A 17,264-nucleotide genomic window follows, 5' to 3' on the forward strand; every position below is an offset into this window, starting at 1 on the left:
CTATCATGGAAGGGTCTTTAGCCGGGGAGATAATATATGAGATAATCAATTACTCAAAAAAAGGGATTATTCATAATTATAAAGGGCTTAATATTCATATTCAGAGAGTTTTCAGAGAGAGGCCGGAAAATCTTTCATTGATATCCAAAGAACTGACTGACAGAGCAGTCCGGGAGCTAATCAGCAGCGGAGTACTGTATAAGACAAAAAAGGAGAGCTTCTGCATAACACAGAAAGGAAATGAATATGCAAAAAACAGTACAAAATCAGATATTATTGAAGAATACAGTAATTTTTCACTTACAGGTGCATTAAAACCAGTACCTGAATTTCCTGAAGCATCCGCCGATAATCCGGTAGAGGCGCTGAATATTCCGGATAAGAACAATTTTTCAGGTTCAAAACCCTACTCTGACATAATTAACAGATTCAGTACGTTTAAAGTGGCAGAACCTGCTTCAGGGCCGGAGATATACGGTTCTAAAAATAAGAACACCTATTATGAGATTATAAGCAGATTTAACACGGAGGATAAGCCCGAAGCAGTAGCTGCAAAAGAAGACTGCATCGGTGAGGTTTATCTCATCGGCAGTTCTGAAGAGATACGAAATATCACGGATAAGGAGGAAGAATCCGGATATATTCCGGTAAAAAGCTGTGCAGAGGGGAGAACAGATACTGATAAGAATTCTGAGGAGAGGGCAGGCTCAGAGATTTCGGGGAGTACCGTACCGGTAAAAGAGAACTCAGAAGAAGAGATTTCCGGGACATCTGAAGAGGAAACAGGAACAGAGACAGAAAATTACACTGCGGGCAGGCCGGAGGCAGCGCCGGCAGGGACAAAAGAGTCTAAATCTCCGGGTAAGAACCATTTTTCAGATTCAGAAGCATACCGGGATATAATTAACCGGTTCTGTCCGGCAAAGGAGGCAGGACAGGCTCCGGAGACGAAGACAGAGATGGAGAGAAAGAGGGAGACGAAGAGGAAGACAGAGGCAGAGCCGGCTCCGGAGAAGGAGACAGAGGCAGGGACAGAGACAGAAAAATTTCTTTTCGGAAATTTCAGCCCAAAAAGAGATACAATTAACGGTTTTAAACCGGGAACTGGTGACGAAGCTGCTGCTTTGGAGGTGAACCATGCCGTTGAGGATTTAACCGGTGAGGCATCAGCCGGGGATAATCAGGAGGGAGATGACCTGAAGATAGTATTGTCAGGCGGAAGTTTGGATACTGACGAGCTGTTATTAAAACTGAACTCCGAAGACGAGGAGATTTTAAAGAGAAGCCTGGCCATGCTTGGTGAGAAAGGGGACGCTTCAGTTGCCCCGGAGATTGAAAAATTCCTCAATAATAAGAGCTATGAAATATTTGAAGCAGCATTTGAGGCACTCACAAAGATCAGGAATGAAAACCGGCAGTAAAATAAGCCGGCAGGGGTCTGTTTATCAGGCATAGATTAGCTAAAAACATCCGGATATAAATATCATTCACGAAGAAATTCCGGCAGAAACTTCCGGAATGAACCGTAATTTACAATAAGAGGAAAGCCCGCCTCACCATAGCCTTTTTTTACCGCCTTTGCAAAGATTCTGAATTTCTCAGTCCTTACTATCTCCCATATTTTTCCGGCAAGGATGAAATTTCCGGATACTGACAGATTGTCAGCTGAGATATATATCTCACCGACTTCCCTTTCGGTCCTGACATCAATAACAATCATTCCGGCAGAGTCCGGAATGTTGGAATGAATTTTGCCGGAATCTCCAAGGTTCATCATATCTTCGGATAAAAAGAGTCCAAAACCGTTTGTATTAAGACAACCGGTATCTGTGAGATGGTCTATAATAAGATCAACGGTCTTTCTGCTGTCACAGAAATCGCGAAACAGGTCATAGAAATACTCCCTGTTAAGCCCCTTTGGGTTTGAGAACAGGACTGAGAATATCTGCTGAACCATTACTGAGTCATCTCTTCTGTAATCCGGGAATCTTACAGACCCGTTTTCATAATCACAGACAACCTCCTCAAACTTTTGCCTGTTCATCCGGTCAGCCAGCATAAACATCCGGATTTTTCCGGATCTTCTGCCAGAGCGGCCGATTCTCTGAACAAGCGTAAAGGAATCTTTGGGGGGATCTGCAAGGATAACAGCGTCAATATCTCCGACATCAATGCCGGTCTCAAGTGTGCTTGTGGATATACATACAGCCTCTTTCAGATTACGCAGGCAGTTTTCGGTCTCATTCCTGACGGATTTTTTAAGTGAGCCATGATGAACGAATACCTCTCTATTCAGGAATTTTCTGAACTCACCGGCAATATATTCGGTTTTTCTGCGGCTGTTGCAGAAGACTAAAACTTTTTTAAGCTTCTCATCTTTTATTCTGAGGCATAATTCCGGAACGGAAGAACAGTAGTCAGAGATTATCTCCCGATCTTTCCCGGTTGTAATCACCTCCGGATTTATCATATACCTCCCTGCAACTGCCAGCGGGCAATCAACAGTTGCCGAAACCGCATAGGTGCTGAAATCTCCGGAAAGCTCTTTTAATCTTGCAATAAGAATTCTTAACTGGTCACCCCTGTATGTACCGTCAATGACATGGACTTCGTCAATTATAAGAGCTTTTAGGGAAGCCAGAGCATCCGGATGGCGGCAGATCATAGAATCGAGTGATTCAGGGGTTGTAATAATTATATCCGGAAGTTTGCCCCAGTTGATATAAGGGCTGTCTCCGGTCTTAATCTGAATTGTAATCTCAAGCTGTGCCAGTGTGTCGCTGAGCCTCTCTTTCAGGTCGTTTGCCAGTGCCCTTGTCGGGGTAATATATAATACTGACAGACCGGTCAGTCTTTTCCTTAGAATTCTCTCACAGAGAGGGGCAATTATAGCCTCGGTCTTTCCGGTTGCAGTTCCGGATATAATAATGGCATTTCTGCCTTTCAGAACAACCGGGACTGTAATCGACTGGATTTCAGTCATTCGGCCATAGCGAAGAAAAAAGGCATTCCAGGTCCTTTTAAGAAGCTTTTTTTCGTCCTGGAAATTTCTAAGTGAAGAAGTCATACCGCTTCAGGAACTCCTCCGGATCTTTTTCCGGGTGAAACCTCAGAAGGTCAAGGGCTTCAACTGTGGATTTCACAAAAATTCTTGTCTTTTCGGTGGGCAGTTTCTGATTGGGATTATATTTTGTTTTGAAGCTATAAGCTTTCTCATAGGCATCAACAATTTTTTTGAGGAGTTTTGCCATCTCATATCTGTCAAGGTCGATGATTTCTATGACCCTGAGGTTTCTCACTTCCTTTGTCAGGGGGGACTCATCACTCAGCGAATCGATCATTCCGGGGACAAAAGAGAACAATAGTTTCACATGGGATTTATCCATCCAGATATAAGGATACTGCTGCCTGTTCTGTCCGCAATATCTAAGTCCGGTCTCTGTTCCGGTATAGCTGTGTATTTTTTCGGTTCTTAATACCGGCTCAGAATTTGACATTTTTATAAGTCCGCCGATCATATTCTCTGACTGCCGGTACTGGTATACAGAATAATAGGCAGGATCAATTCCTTCAGCTTCGTCAAATAATATGAGCAGGCCATCAAGATTTAAGAGATTTTTGCAGATCCAGCCCAGGGTGCTGATGAGATATGAATATATATTGGCTGAGACCTGCGTATCCATCATTTTAGGGAGAATATTAGCTGTTCCGGGCAGAGATTCCTGCTTACCTCTCATCCAGTCTCTTATGGATTCGTCATACCCATAGAGTTCACAGTACCGGAGAAATCCTCTGATAAATTCATTGTCATAAAGGATTCTGTAATCCGGATTTTTACCGTTGATAAGGATATAGGCAAGAAGGTCATCAAAATATTTTGTTTCTCCATTGCAGTGATATGTAAATGACTCTGTAATTCCGGCATATATGTTTCTTGGACGGTTAAAAGCATTTTCACGCGGGTCTATCTCCACTTTGGCAACTGCCAGATTATTTAAGAGAGCTTTTTCTGCCGTGAAACTGATAAGATGGCTTTTTCCGGCTCCGTATTCACCTTCAATGGCAATACTTCCACTGCTGTCTTTCAGCCAGTCTGTAATCTGTTTAAGCTCTTTATCCCTTCCGCAGGTGAAGTCGAATATCTTCTCCTGAGGCACTCCGCCAAGCCTCAGGGCTTCAATGACTTCTCTGTAAAACTGCCTTTCGGAGAACTCCTGGCAGTCAGCCGGGGATGAATCCTCACGCGGATTTTTTCCGGAAACTATAACCGCAGAATTCAGAGTCTTTTCATTCTTATCTTCACCTCTGCCACCCTCTTTCTCTATCTCCTTCTCTTTCTCTATCTCCTTCTCTTTCTCTATCTCCTTCTCTTTCTCTGTCTCCTTCTCTTTCTCTGTCTCCTTCTCTTTCTCTGTCTCCTTCTCTTTCTCTATCTCCTTCTCTTTCTCTGTCTCCTTCTCTTTCTCTATCTCCTTCTCTATGTTTTTGTTATCCGGAAGAATGTCCCGGACTTTGGAAACGGGATTACCATCTCTGCTGTCACTTTCTCTGCTGTTACTCTCTCTGCTGTTACTTTCTCTGCTGTTACTTTCCCTGCTGTTACTTTCTCTGCTGTTACTTTCGTCCGGGAGAGTATTCAGGAATTTGAGCTGTGAATCATAGATCCAGATTTCATTTTCATCCGTAAACCTTACAAGTTTCTGAACTCCACCGTACCTTTCACCGATAATTATGCCTTTTCCGTGCCTGAAGTGCTCAACCGGTTCTTCCGTGATATGACCACCCCGGGTTAATTGCTGCCCCGCACCTTCAGTGCGTTCAGTTCCTGTATTGCCCTCTGGACAAATTCTCTTTTATAACCGATCTCACCAAATCTCTGATCATATGCCGCTTTTGCAGTATCCGCCATTATCTGCTCTATGGTTTTCTTATCAAATGTTATACCATAAGCTGTTTCATAGATTTTTGACAGTTTGAGTCCGATCTCTCTTAGAAGTTCTTCAGGTTCAAGCTCTGATCTCTCAAGGTCGATTTTAACTCCGGAAGGATTAATCTCACCGTCGAATACTGTCTGCAGCCTCTGGTTTAATGCCTCATATACGGCAGTTCTGCCTTCAAGGAAGTTTTCATCCGGAACTGCATAAAAGATCATTGAGCCGCCTATTGTGCCTTTGCTGCATGCATCAATAAGCTCTCTTAAATTATTCAGAAGGGTCTCTCTCTGCTTTGTGGTCATGCTGGGGGTCTGCTCTGCTTCATCCATCAACACGATTAAGCCTTTAAACTCAATCTCTTTTATCCACGATATAAGGGACCTTATCATTTTAAAGGCGTTTGAACGGTCAATTTTCTCAAATATCCGATATTCCTTCAGAACAGTTTTTGAGAGATTTTCACCTTTCAGGTACTGAATGATGAGGCTGAATTTATCATAGTCTTCATCCGTAAGGGCAAGGAAGGCATGTTTTATTGCATTCTGAAAACTTGTGCTTGGATAAGGGCCAATCTCTGAGATATAGCTGATGAGATAATCACGGGAGTTATCTTCATCAGGTTCCTCCTCCTCAATTTCAGCCTTCTTACGGAGATACCAGTATCTGATTAAGGATTCAATTCCTCTCTCATATCCTGACAGTAATTTTTCATACTTCTGAGGATAGATAAGATTTTCAGCTATTGCCCTGTAAACAGTCTCAAGTTTATGAAATGGGGTTGAGTCTGCACTCAGTTCAACATATGATGTGACATAATTGTTAAGCCATCCCCTGCCCTGCACTGAGTACAGGAAATGGGTTTTCCCGCCGCCATATGTACCGATTACGAGCTTAAATGAACTTCCTCCACAATTAATATAGTCACGGAGGTATTCTTCATCTATTGTATTTATGTACCTGTCAATTCCGGATGTAAAATACTGGTAGCCATAGAAAGGTGGCTGTCCCGTGCTTCCGACGTCATGAATGATCCTTTTTGCGAGGAGGACATCAGGTTCTTTTTTTTCTTCGTAATCGGGGATAATGGTCATAGTAATCAGTTAAACTAATTTATTTGTGCATTATTAATAATTATATCAATCACCAGATGGATTTTTAATTATCATATCAGTCATCAGATGGGTTGATTATTATAATAACAATACCGAATGAATTTACAAGACTGATTTTTCAAATTTAATTCCGGAGAATGTTTCGCCTATGGCTCTTGTCTTTGACGGGATCCAGATAACTCCTTTCTGGCTTCTGGTATTGCTTCTCTTTGCGGCTGTAAGTTTTAATTCGGAATTTCCGGTTGTTCTGGCGTTTAACCTTGAAAGGTCATAGCTGAGCTGTACCCTGGTATAATCTTTAAAGCGGAGTTTTGAGGGACTGGTTCTGAATCTTAAATCCTGTTTTATAAATGCGATCTCAGGGAGAAGGTCAACAATTTTTACTTCGGAGTTCTTCTCTGCATTGTTTTTAAACAGCCATATATCATACGCTGCTTTAAGTTCGGAGAGGAAAGATTCATCATCGAATTCACGTTCAAATATTGTATTTTGAGCGTTGATAATCAGTTTTGCAATCGGTTCAGGATCTGTTTTGCATTCGCCGATTTTTTCTATCTCATTGCCATAAAAGAGTTTTGTTTTTCCGGATGAGAGATCTGCTATAATATATAACAGCCCGTTAAAGAGTTTATATTTTGGATACTGTCCTTCATGGGCGATATTTAGTTCAGAAAGTTTATCGTGGAGTTCTTTTCCGAAAGTTGCCCTGCAGCTGTTTTCTGTCCGGAGAATTTCCCCATCAAATTCAGACAGTATATTATTTATTTCGCCGGAAAAATCCTCATTTAAGTTTGCCTTCTCTGATTTTCTCCTGATGTTTGCAACTTCGGTTTTCATCAGGATTAGTTTTTTTACCGGGTTTTCTTCCGGTTTATTCAGTTTTTTTAAAGAATTAACAATATCAGTTCGTGCCCTGTTTTCTGCGGATAAATTTTTGATTAATTCTTCCATATGCTTCATTGAAATAGGTGTGATTATCCGGCATATATGTTTTGGAATTGAACGAAAAAATGACTCACTCTCTATTGCTATATTTGTTATGCCGGTCATGACACATTAAAAATATCATAACCGCAACTATATAAATCACAATACGTATCATAAGACAGAGATGTTACACATGAGAAGAAGAATGCAGACAATAATAAGTGAAAAAAGAATGGAAATGGATAGAGAATGGATGGAAAATGACTAATAAGAGAATAAATAGATTCACTCCAGTTCCCCGGCATCGAGATAACGGACAGTTAAATCTTCTTCACTCATTTTACAGTCTATAAGCCTGTCAAGTTCTTCAATGCCAATTTTAAGCTGACCCGCCATTTTAGAACGCAGTTTTGGACTTACTTCTTTTGTACTGTGACTAAGATATGTGTAAATATGGGTTTTTTTACCATTGTACTGAAAAGTGTAATAGACATGGTGCTTATTTTCCTTCAAAAAACCCTTTTTCTGAAGAGCTGAAGAAACTTTCTGAAATTTCCGGTTTGACAATTATTCCACCCCAAAAAGGACTGCAATTCTCTTTTTAAGCTCAATTGCTTTATTTGTAAGTTTTTTATCATCTTCCAGAAGATATTCATCATAAAGAAACTGAACTCCAACTTCAATCTCAGCCATAGCATCTTTCAGATTTCCCGCAACTCCCAAAAGACTGAATTCATCATTAGTCAGAATATACTCCGACTCTTCATTATCCCATTCAACAGTTACATCAAGAGGATAAGATAAATTCATATTTTCATCAGGGAATGAAGTCAGTTTATCAAGAGGAATAGATTCTATCTCACCAACAGATTCTTCTTCCGGATTAATAATTATATTAACTTTATTCCCCTTTTCTTCAATCATTCCGGATATTCGTACAAAATGACCAAGAAGTTCCTTAAATTTTGATTCCTGGATAGTGTGATAATTTCCCTCAACTATTCCGATTGTTGAATCAATTTCAAATTTCTGTCTGTTGTCAACTCTCACATCAATGATCCGACCATATAGATCACCTGAATATCTCATAGGCCTGATATTTTTTGCCTTCTGAATTACTTCCTTCCTTTCCGGAGAGAATTTAATTATTTCATCCCACCCATAAGCCATTTCTATTGAATATCCTGAATTTTTTCCGGGCCAGACGCTGTCAATTTCTTTTAATATCCGGTTTGTTCTGAACTCATCAGGCAAAATATCGAACAGTTTTTCGTTAATATTCCGTTCATAATTAATTGTTTTTATCACTTCTTTTGTTAGATCAAATATCTTTCCTTCTACGGGTTCTTCTTCAGGAAAAAGTGTACTGTTCGTCTGCTGAATTGTAATTGTTGCATCTATGCTTCCGAGTTTTAATTCTTTAAAGATAAGTTTACAGCTATCTTTTACTTTTTTTGGGAAATTCCCTCCGGATCTGTAGTTATTTTTATATATATAATCCCCAGTAATGTATGTAATATTCTGAATTGATCTTATGTAATCTGCAAGAATTATTGCAGGAACTTCTTTGCCTTCGCAATTCTCAGATTTTATCAGAACCCTGAAATACTTGTCAAAATTCATATTAAAACACCCGGTCTAACTAAGATGAGATATATATTATTCCAAGAGATTATAACTCTGAATATATATATCTATTCTGATCAGTGAGCAAGTAAAAAGTATATAATGCACAGGGTTTTTTGACCCAGTTAAATCATTCCAGATTTAAAATGCCGCTATTCTCATCTCTTGTCTGCCACAAAACTTTTCTGCCGGCGGTTACTCCGGGATACTGCACTTTTGCTGTGTCAATACTGCAACGGCTATAATCAACACCCGGTGCCTGGACCCAAAACCCCATCCGGGATTTCAGCCTTTAATTGTCAAGCATAAACTTAACAATCTCAGCCGGCATGGTAGTTTCCTCTGCAATTTTTTCAGCGGATTTCCCCTCCCGGAAAAGCCGCTTCACACAGACATCCATCCTCTCGCCAACCTCAATTATATGCCCGTCAGGGTCAAGAAATCTAACAGTAAGCTGCTTCCAGGGCTGCTCGATAACCTCATGCACAAATTCAACCCCGGCATCTTTAAGCTTCTCAAAAGAACCGGTCATATCATCCGTTTCATAGTACAGTTCAAGCGTCCTCTCCGATGAAAAGGGCTTTTTTGCAGAACCATCTTCTCCGCTCCCTGACTCCCCTCCATCACCCGGCGCTGCATCACCGCCGCTCCCGGCTACATCCACTCCGGAATTATCAGTGCCAAATACAACCCCCTCTGCGTAATAGCCGTCCCATATCGCAAGACCGCCTTTAAACCCGACATTCAGACCAAGATCAAGCTCAATCTCCTCACCCATAATTCCGGTGTAAAATTTCTTTGAGACCTCAACGTCCTTAACAAAAAGAACAGTCGAACTGTATGAAAAGAGTCTTTTGGAATCCATAATCCGGGATCAATTTCCAGGCAGATAAGATTTCCGGAATAAATTTCCAGGCAGATAAGATTTCCGGAATAAATTTAACATTAATTTTCAGGCAGGGAAACACCCTCCACAGAAAGAAACCATCAAAACAGACAGAAAGAGGCAGCTCACCCGCTCTCCTCATCTCTGACATCTTCCGCATCATCAATACCAAGATGCTTCTTAAGATATTCCTGAATTTTTGCTGATTCAAGCCATCCGTGATCAAGCCGTTTAACAATACTATCAATCTCCTTTGCCTGATTCAGAATAATACCGGTGGAATCTTTCATATCCATATCCAGAGCACCAACAATAACAGTAAGGGGATTTCTAATCTCATCATTGAGTATTGCAAGCTGCGAGAGATTATGCTCAATCTGCTTTAATGCATCAGTCTCACGCTTCCGGGACTCCACCTCCTCAGTGATATCCCTTGCAAGCTGAAGAATGTATTTCCGGCTGCCAAACTCAAGGAGACGTGCCTTCACATGCACAGGGAAGACTGAGCCGTCTTTTCTTATATGCTCCGTGTGATATGAGGCATAACCCTCTTTATCAGCAATATCTGCCTGTATGGCATCGCATTTCTGTACCGGAAGCCTGACAACATCCTGAACTTTAAGTCTTAACAGTTCGTCACGTGAATAGCCAAGCCTCCGGCATGCAGTCTCATTCACCTCTGCAAATGTGCCCCCTTTCCCGCCGGGCAGAATCTCATTCAGAAATACAGCTTCATTGATGTTATTGAAAAGCTCATAATATTTGTTCTCACTCTCTTTAAGAGCAGCTTTAATCTCTCTCTGCCTGATCAGCTCTTCCTTTAACTCAGATGATTTCCGTACAACCTCCCTCCTGAGCGAGAGCGACCAGACCAGCGCAACAACAAGTAAAAATAACGCAGGCAGAAGGAAAAACAGGACAAAATTGACGAGTGTTGAATAAAATTCCCTCTCCTCATATACTCCAAACCACTTATCATATATCTCATCATACCTGCCTTTCTTCTTGACAATAGCAAGGCCTTCATTGAAAACCGGAATAAGATCGCTACTATCCGCCGAGAACGCAAAGCAGTATTCCCTTGGCTCAATCGGCGGCCCAACGGCCACAACATTCCGGAGATCATATCTGTTGATTAAATCTTCCCCGTGGATCTTTGTAAGAAGGGCACAGTCATATTTTCCGGATGCAAGAAGAAAAAGGGCTTCGGACTGACTGTCTTGTGTAATAATATCATCAGAAAAACCCATACTTATGACATAATCATGCAGATAATCAGAGTTTTCAACTATGATCTCTTTACCATAGAGATCCTCAGGCCCTTTAATCTCAGAACCAACTCTGACAAAAATTCCCTGTGACACCAGAATATACGGACTGGAAAAATTCAGGACCACATCACGATCTTTTGAATAAAACATCCCGGTCATCATATCAATTCTGCCGGCTTCGAGATCACCTCTCGCCTCATACCAGGGGGTAAGTTTTATGCTCACATTCAGGCCCATCTCATCAGAAACCGCCCTTAACAGTTCGACGTTAAACCCGGAAGGCTGCCCGGAATGATCGAGATACTCATAAGGGGTAAAATTATCATCACCACCGGCAGTGATTACCCGGCTGCCGTCAGCCAGTGCAGAAGCCGGCGACAGTATAAAGAGAAGGAAAAAAAGGAGAATATACAGCGTAAATAACAGACGGGCAGATAAAAACGCTGCTGAGTTTAGAGGGGGCTGGGCAGATACGGAATCTGAAGAACATTTTAAACCGGAAAGATACCCGCAGCTTCTCTTTTTGGCGGATTCAGCCGGAGACCCCTTATGTAAAAACAGAGAGAGAATAAAACATTTAAAGTAACTGTTCAATCCGGCAAAATCCCCCTTCCCGTCTCTTCCGGTTTTAAGGTACATAATATCTCCGGGAATCACATAGTTCCCATATACTATCCAATGTCCCTGAATGTAATAAAATATACGCCTTTATCCCGCAGAAAACATACGGACCGGGACAGAGAATGGTTCCGGGCAGATATCCGGTGAAAAATATTGGGACCGTAATCCATCAAATTCTGCTCAGATTTTCAATTTTATCCAGCCACCCGTTAAAATGCCGGCACTTATCACGCATTTTTCCGGCTGCAACCAGATCTGCAATCAGCACTCCGTCTGTGATCTTCTGATAGGACGGGTACAGGCGGATAAGCCTTTTGGAGGGAGCTGTATTTTCACCATCATTTATTCCCTCAGGATTTTGAAATGCGGATATTACTGATCTCAGTTCATTTATTTTTGTTCCGGATGAGAGCTTCATAACTCTGTCTATTGAATCAATATCGCTGAATAATAGTGATTCAAACTCATGCAACTGAATATAAGGGATAAAACGCCGGTCACCTATATCTTCTGCCATTGAATTTTCAATAATTTCCACTTTCCCATATGGATCATTTATACCTGATGCCTCATCTTTTCCGGGAAAATCCTTTGAAAGTTTATAATAATCAAACATTGTAGTGACATATGCCTCTTTCTCATTCAATGCGCGAAGAATATCCTTCTTTGCTTTTGCATAACTGACAATTCCACCCCTGTATGTCTTTGACTTTACTGAAGTTATCAGGCGGAATGGTATGCAGTAAATCCCTTTCAGGGCTAACTTATCATACAGGACTTTTGATACAAAAGTCTCTTCAGCCTGACCTTCACAGATAATTTTCAGCCGGATATAATCTGTCATCCGGTTGGTCTCCCGCCAAGAATATTCTTCTCCCACAATTCGCCTAATGTATAATCATCAAGCCAGTCTGTAAGTTCATCTTCATCAGGCCTGCTTATCCGGGTGTCTCCTTCTGCCCTGTCAACTACAAGCAGAACTTCAGGTTCAAACTGATTGACAAGAGTCACTGACTGGGTAGAGATAAGCAATTGTGTTCTCTTTGATGCACTCTTTATCATTGAAGCGAGTACATTAATGGCATACGGATGCAGACCAAGTTCAGGCTCGTCAATTATAATCATCTCAGGCAGATTTGGCTGCTGAAGAAGAGCTGTAAGGCAGATAAACCTCAGAGTTCCGTCTGAGAAATCATTTGCACCGAAAGGAAAATCGCTCCCTTTTTCATGCCATTCAAGTTTAATTGTCTCCGTATTGTAATTATCCGGGCGGAGAACAAAATCATCAAAGAACGGAGTTACAAGCCTGACCGTATCTCTTATTCTGTAATAATGTTCCGGATAAATATTCATCAGAAAATAAAGAAATGCAGCAAGATTAGCACCGTCTTTCCTGAAGTATAAGTTGTCACTTATCTTATTCGTGGATTTTATCGGGGAGGTATCACCTGTGTCATGAAAATGATATATCTTCCAGTTTTTCAGAGAATTAAGCACTATTTCTGATACTTTATGCTCCTTTGCATATGATGCGAGTTCACTCTCTTTATTCCCGGAAGCAGATAGATCAATATACGGAAAACTGTCTTTCCCATTTCCATAAAAAACGGATGATTCATGTTCAAATATGAGGGTATCTCCGGCAGCGGGGGACAGTTTCAGAAAATATCCATTCTGCCCAAATGTGAAGGATATCTCTATGGAATCTGTATGTTTTTTACCATAATGAAGAAATTTGTCAGCACCGCCACCTTTCGCCACAGTCATCTGAAGGTTTCCGTTCAGGATCTCACCAATCAGACCAAATACTCCTATGAAATTGGATTTACCGGAACCGTTTGCACCGATAAGTATATTCAGTTCTCCAAATCGGATATTCTGATTTAAAATTGATTTATATCCGGAAATTGTTATTTCACTGAGCTGCATAATTCCCTCTGCTCAAATGGCACAATATGACTTTAATTTATTAATATTAGTCTTTTTCCCAGACATAAGCGGCCCTCGGCATAACCCGCATCATACCATCCGGCACAATCCCGGCCAGGTCAGAATCATTATTTTCAGGCAGGGGAAATGTAAATACATGACTATTCGCAATTTCCGGATTCTCCTGATAATAACCCTTGCAGTTCTCACTGCGGTTCTCTCTGCCGGATGCACAGCATCTGACACACAGCAGGACTCAAAAGAGACAATAATTAATAATTCAGATAATCTGCCGGTTTCTGACGATAAAGGAGAATATCATATCCATACAACTAAATCTTCAGATCCAACCCTGGATGAGAAGATCGGCCAGATGCTCATGATTGGATTTCGCGGTTATACAGCAGACAATGATTCACAGATAGCAGATGATATAAGAAAGGGCAGAACCGGAGGTGTAATTCTCTTTGACCACGATGTTGCACTCGGCACAGATGAGAGAAATATCAGATCACCTGAGCAGGTGAGAACACTTAATAATCAGCTTCAGGGTTATGCAGAAGATATACCCCTTTTCATTGCAGTGGATCAGGAGGGAGGTAAAATCTGCCGTCTTAAAGAAAAATACGGATTTCCGGCAACCGTCTCAGCAGAATATCTCGGTACTGAAAACAACGAAACGCTGACTAGAAATGCCGGGAGTAACCTCGCCGGGATGTTAAAGGAGAACGGATTCAACATGAACTTTGCACCGGTTGTCGATCTCAATGTAAATCCGGATTCCCCTGCAATCGGAAAACTGAACAGAAGTTATTCAGCAGACCCGGATGTAGTCACAGATAACGCAGGCTGGATCATCGAAGAGCATAAAAATTTGGGCATAATTACGGCGATAAAACATTTCCCCGGACACGGCAGTGCAATGGCAGACTCACATGAAGGTTTTACCGATGTAACCGGGACATGGAGCGAAGAAGAGCTTATTCCCTATCAGAACCTGATCAAAGAAGATCTTCCGGATATGATAATGACCGCCCATATTTACAACAAAAATCTGGACCCCGACTACCCTGCAACATTATCGGAAAAGACAGTGACCGGTATTTTAAGGGATAAACTTGCCTATGAAGGAGTGATAATCACAGACGCCATGGACATGGGTGCAATTACCGACAGTTACGGCTTAAGAGACGCCTTAAAGCTCTCAATAAATGCCGGATGTGACATATTCCTCTTTGCCAACAATATAGTCTATGACGAAAATATTGCAGAAAAATCTGTCAGCATTGTAAAGGAACTGGTGAAGGAGGGTGAAATTCCGGAGGAGAGAATCAACGAATCATATGAGAGAATAATCACCCTCAAGAAGAAATACCTCCCCGGAAATTACACAAAAGTATGACAGAAATAAAAATTTCCGGGTAAATTTCCGGGTAAAATCTCTCCTATGAAAAACTTCTGTTTTTCATCCATCATCTGTGAACCATCGCTCATGGGTGACTGTTTTTATTTTTTGGAGTACAAACCGGATTTTCACATACGTCTCCCGCCGGAAGGATAACTGCCTCTCTCCCACAGAAACGGCCCGTCCCAGTCAGTATAAGGCATACCCCTTTCAAGTTCAGCCGCCACAGATGAAAGTCCAAGTTCTGAAAGCCTCTCTCCTGTCGGAATTCCGGTTGCCAAATCACACCCATGCTCAGCATAATACCGGTCAAGCATCGCGTCATGCAGCCTTCTCTCCTCTTTTCCGGCATCAGAATCTCTCACCCACGGATGTTGTACAAGCCTGTCATCCTTTCTCTTAATTCCCCGCCTGTCATTGAATGCCATCTCAGTCAGGTAAACCCTCTCAAGGGCATCTGTGACTTCTCTCTCGGAGAAATTAATTCCGGTCGCAGCAGAAAGCAGTTCTGCTGAACCTTTAAAGAGCGGGGATTTAAAGACAAGCGGCACTGCAAAAGCCCAGCTGTTCACCGAACCTTTGCATCTTCCCGTGCAGTCCGCAAAAGTGGCTGCCTTCTCTGCGACAGTCAGGGCACCCGCAGGGTCTTTTGGCATAAAGCCGTTATTCACAAGTTCTCTGAAAAATTCCGGCTCATTCTCATCAAGTGCCCAACTCCTGCCCCTGAGGTGATCCGCACCCCTTGTGGATGTTGCATGGGCAAGGCTGAATACCCCAGGCGGATATACACCTCTGCAAAGCCCTTTTACATGATAACAGTAGTCCATCGAATTCCGGCCGATAATCTTCGCCATACCGTACATCCCTTCAGCAACAGTATTTCCAAACCCTTCCCTGAGGGCAGTCCTGTGTATCAGTTCAGTCTGTGAGCCGGAATCCTCCCATGAGAGGGAAATACCGGTATCTTCTTCAGATATAATCCCCCTGCTGAAGAGGTCCTTTGCAAAGGCGATTGCATTGCCAAGGCCCACCACACACATGCCGTATTTGTCACAGAGGTTCTCCATCTCAAGGATCGCAACAGGATCAAATATCCCGCAGTTTGTCCCAAGACAGTAAACAGCCTCAAATTCCAGCCCCTCACCTCTCTCACCTGCATATTTCCCGGACGGGATTTCAAATATATTCTTGCAGCCCACTGTGCAGGTTTTGCATGCAGTACGCCCGGTCTCGTAATTTTTCAGTGCCACAGGACGGATACTCTCCGGCACTTCCTCAGGTGAGAGATAATAACTGCTGTTCCTGACTCCCGGATGCCAGTTTACAATACCGAAATGTGAGCCGTAAACCTTTACCTGCTCATTAAAAAACGAATTATTCCTGAAATATTCCTTATCCTCATCTGAGAGCTTCTGAAAGAGTAGAGGGTCCGCAACCGCAACTTTGCCTGTACCTGATACCGCCACCGCCATAAGGTTTTTTGAACCCATAACAGCACCGCTCCCCCTTGCGGCTGAGCTGTACCTGTCAATAATGGTTGTTGCAAAACGGACGAGATTCTCGCCTGCCGGCCCAGTGCAGGCAACACTTGCCCCTTTACCCTCATTCTCCTGTATAATATCAGTCTTTTCCCAGGTCGAAAGACCTGTAAGGTTCCCTGCATCAGCTATCTCCACATCATCATCACTGATACGGATATATACCGGTTTTTCTGCCCTTCCGGTTATAACAATCTGGTCATAACCGGCCGCTTTTACCTCTGATGCAAATGCACCGCCGCCGCTCCCGTCACCGAGAATCCCGGATAAAGGAGAGAGTGTGCTCACCGATATTCTGCCTGTAAGGCGGAGTTTTGTGCCGGTAAAAACTCCGGGTGAGAAGCAGATGACATTCTCCGGTCCTAAAGGGTCAGTGCCCGGTTTTATCTCATTGAAGAGAGTCCATGAATTAAGCCCCCTTCCGCCAAGAAAATTTTTAAGAACGCCCTCATCTGCCGGAATTATTGATATTTTATTCCGGGAGAGATCAACCCTCAGTATTCTGCCAGCCCATCCATACATTCTCATAACCAATTATTTTATCTGAACATAATATAATTATTTGCCGGATAAATCCATATATCAATGACCTGTCAGACTTCAGCAGACAACCTCTCTGACCCACTTTGCAACATGGCACTCTCATACACCTTTAGAGTGCCATCTAATTAACCATAATAATCCCATTATATCTATAAAGACACAAGATAAAGAGATTATATAATATGATGGCACTATTTTCGCGGGCATAGCATGAAATTTTATCCTTCCATTGCCGGATGACACGCTGTGCTCCCGGAGATGAGTGCCACCGGGAAAATCCCAGAAATTCTGAGGGCATTAAACGCCCTGTTTCTCCAGATAAATCCACATATTGATTTTTGCAGATGGCACTCATACCGTGTTCAGGGAGTGCCATGTTGCCATCACACGATGCAGCACGTACTGAAATATTCTGCAAAGAGTCAATAATCATCTGATTAATATCAACATACAGCAGAGATAAACTTTGCTT

Annotated in this window: 13 protein-coding genes; 2 read left to right on the plus strand and 11 right to left on the minus strand. The window is 42.2% G+C overall.

The annotated features are described in order from the left end of the window. The first annotated feature begins 5 nt into the window (after positions 1 to 5). Positions 6 to 1,421, plus strand: coding sequence for a HEAT repeat domain-containing protein (locus METLIM_RS09905; RefSeq protein WP_004078247.1), 1,416 nt, complete (start codon positions 6 to 8; stop codon positions 1,419 to 1,421). A 62-nt stretch (positions 1,422 to 1,483) separates the two neighbouring features. On the opposite strand, the gene METLIM_RS09910 is transcribed toward METLIM_RS09905, so the two are convergent. The 10 genes from METLIM_RS09910 to METLIM_RS09955 form a co-directional block, all read right to left on the minus strand. Continuing rightward, on the minus strand, positions 1,484 to 3,067 hold the full coding sequence (locus METLIM_RS09910; protein ID WP_004078249.1) for a DEAD/DEAH box helicase: 1,584 nt from the start codon (positions 3,065 to 3,067) through the stop codon (positions 1,484 to 1,486). After that, positions 3,051 to 4,847: a BREX system ATP-binding domain-containing protein gene (locus tag METLIM_RS17625; RefSeq protein ID WP_342633015.1), complete on the minus strand. Its 1,797-nt coding sequence runs from the start codon at positions 4,845 to 4,847 to the stop codon at positions 3,051 to 3,053. Before METLIM_RS17625 ends, METLIM_RS09910 begins: the two co-directional genes overlap by 17 nt. Then, on the minus strand, positions 4,790 to 6,025 hold the full coding sequence (locus METLIM_RS09920) for a BREX system ATP-binding domain-containing protein (protein ID WP_004078252.1): 1,236 nt from the start codon (positions 6,023 to 6,025) through the stop codon (positions 4,790 to 4,792). The genes METLIM_RS17625 and METLIM_RS09920 overlap by 58 nt, the downstream gene beginning before the upstream one ends. A 123-nt stretch (positions 6,026 to 6,148) precedes the next feature. Continuing rightward, positions 6,149 to 7,096, minus strand: coding sequence for a hypothetical protein (locus tag METLIM_RS09925; protein WP_004078253.1), 948 nt, complete (start codon positions 7,094 to 7,096; stop codon positions 6,149 to 6,151). 162 nt (positions 7,097 to 7,258) lie between these two features. After that, positions 7,259 to 7,486, minus strand: coding sequence for a hypothetical protein (locus METLIM_RS09930; RefSeq protein ID WP_157202283.1), 228 nt, complete (start codon positions 7,484 to 7,486; stop codon positions 7,259 to 7,261). Positions 7,487 to 7,540: 54 nt separating this feature from the next. Beyond that, positions 7,541 to 8,596: a hypothetical protein gene (locus METLIM_RS09935; RefSeq protein ID WP_004078255.1), complete on the minus strand. Its 1,056-nt coding sequence runs from the start codon at positions 8,594 to 8,596 to the stop codon at positions 7,541 to 7,543. Between the two features lie 295 nt (positions 8,597 to 8,891). Next, the gene (locus tag METLIM_RS09940; protein WP_004078257.1) at positions 8,892 to 9,464 is read right to left on the minus strand and encodes a VOC family protein; all 573 of its coding nucleotides are present in this window, start codon (positions 9,462 to 9,464) and stop codon (positions 8,892 to 8,894) included. 146 nt (positions 9,465 to 9,610) lie between these two features. Next, positions 9,611 to 11,395, minus strand: a complete 1,785-nt coding sequence (locus METLIM_RS09945) for a transporter substrate-binding domain-containing protein (RefSeq protein ID WP_004078260.1) — start codon at positions 11,393 to 11,395, stop codon at positions 9,611 to 9,613. Between the two features lie 151 nt (positions 11,396 to 11,546). Further along, positions 11,547 to 12,221 carry a DUF4276 family protein gene (locus tag METLIM_RS09950; RefSeq protein WP_004078262.1) on the minus strand — a complete coding sequence of 225 codons (675 nt, stop codon included), beginning with the start codon at positions 12,219 to 12,221 and terminating at the stop codon, positions 11,547 to 11,549. Continuing rightward, positions 12,218 to 13,306, minus strand: a complete 1,089-nt coding sequence (locus METLIM_RS09955; protein WP_004078264.1) for an AAA family ATPase — start codon at positions 13,304 to 13,306, stop codon at positions 12,218 to 12,220. The genes METLIM_RS09950 and METLIM_RS09955 overlap by 4 nt, the downstream gene beginning before the upstream one ends. 157 nt (positions 13,307 to 13,463) lie before the next feature. Here METLIM_RS09955 and METLIM_RS09960 point away from each other — a divergent pair, with 157 nt between their 5' ends. Next, positions 13,464 to 14,708 carry a glycoside hydrolase family 3 protein gene (locus tag METLIM_RS09960; RefSeq protein WP_004078266.1) on the plus strand — a complete coding sequence of 415 codons (1,245 nt, stop codon included), beginning with the start codon at positions 13,464 to 13,466 and terminating at the stop codon, positions 14,706 to 14,708. 131 nt (positions 14,709 to 14,839) lie between these two features. Here METLIM_RS09960 and METLIM_RS09965 read toward each other — a convergent pair whose 3' ends face one another. Continuing rightward, on the minus strand, positions 14,840 to 16,777 hold the full coding sequence (locus METLIM_RS09965) for an aldehyde ferredoxin oxidoreductase family protein (protein WP_217177967.1): 1,938 nt from the start codon (positions 16,775 to 16,777) through the stop codon (positions 14,840 to 14,842). Between the last annotated feature and the right edge of the window lie 487 nt (positions 16,778 to 17,264).

Source organism: Methanoplanus limicola DSM 2279, assembly GCF_000243255.1.
GTDB classification, from domain to species: Archaea; Halobacteriota; Methanomicrobia; order Methanomicrobiales; family Methanomicrobiaceae; genus Methanoplanus; species Methanoplanus limicola.

Bases quoted from the DNA above. Each gene is read 5' to 3' on its own strand.
- METLIM_RS09925 (WP_004078253.1), bottom strand. From the start codon at position 7,096: ATGACCGGCATAACAAATATAGCAATAGAGAGTGAGTCATTTTTTCGT.
- METLIM_RS09950 (WP_004078262.1), bottom strand. From the start codon at position 12,221: ATGACAGATTATATCCGGCTGAAAATTATCTGTGAAGGTCAGGCTGAA.
- METLIM_RS09920 (WP_004078252.1), bottom strand. From the start codon at position 6,025: ATGACCATTATCCCCGATTACGAAGAAAAAAAAGAACCTGATGTCCTC.
- METLIM_RS09955 (WP_004078264.1), bottom strand. From the start codon at position 13,306: ATGCAGCTCAGTGAAATAACAATTTCCGGATATAAATCAATTTTAAAT.
- METLIM_RS09965 (WP_217177967.1), bottom strand. From the start codon at position 16,777: ATGAGAATGTATGGATGGGCTGGCAGAATACTGAGGGTTGATCTCTCC.
- METLIM_RS09910 (WP_004078249.1), bottom strand. From the start codon at position 3,067: ATGACTTCTTCACTTAGAAATTTCCAGGACGAAAAAAAGCTTCTTAAA.
- METLIM_RS09940 (WP_004078257.1), bottom strand. From the start codon at position 9,464: ATGGATTCCAAAAGACTCTTTTCATACAGTTCGACTGTTCTTTTTGTT.
- METLIM_RS09945 (WP_004078260.1), bottom strand. From the start codon at position 11,395: ATGTACCTTAAAACCGGAAGAGACGGGAAGGGGGATTTTGCCGGATTG.
- METLIM_RS09960 (WP_004078266.1), top strand. From the start codon at position 13,464: ATGACTATTCGCAATTTCCGGATTCTCCTGATAATAACCCTTGCAGTT.
- METLIM_RS09905 (WP_004078247.1), top strand. From the start codon at position 6: ATGGAAGGGTCTTTAGCCGGGGAGATAATATATGAGATAATCAATTAC.
- METLIM_RS09935 (WP_004078255.1), bottom strand. From the start codon at position 8,596: ATGAATTTTGACAAGTATTTCAGGGTTCTGATAAAATCTGAGAATTGC.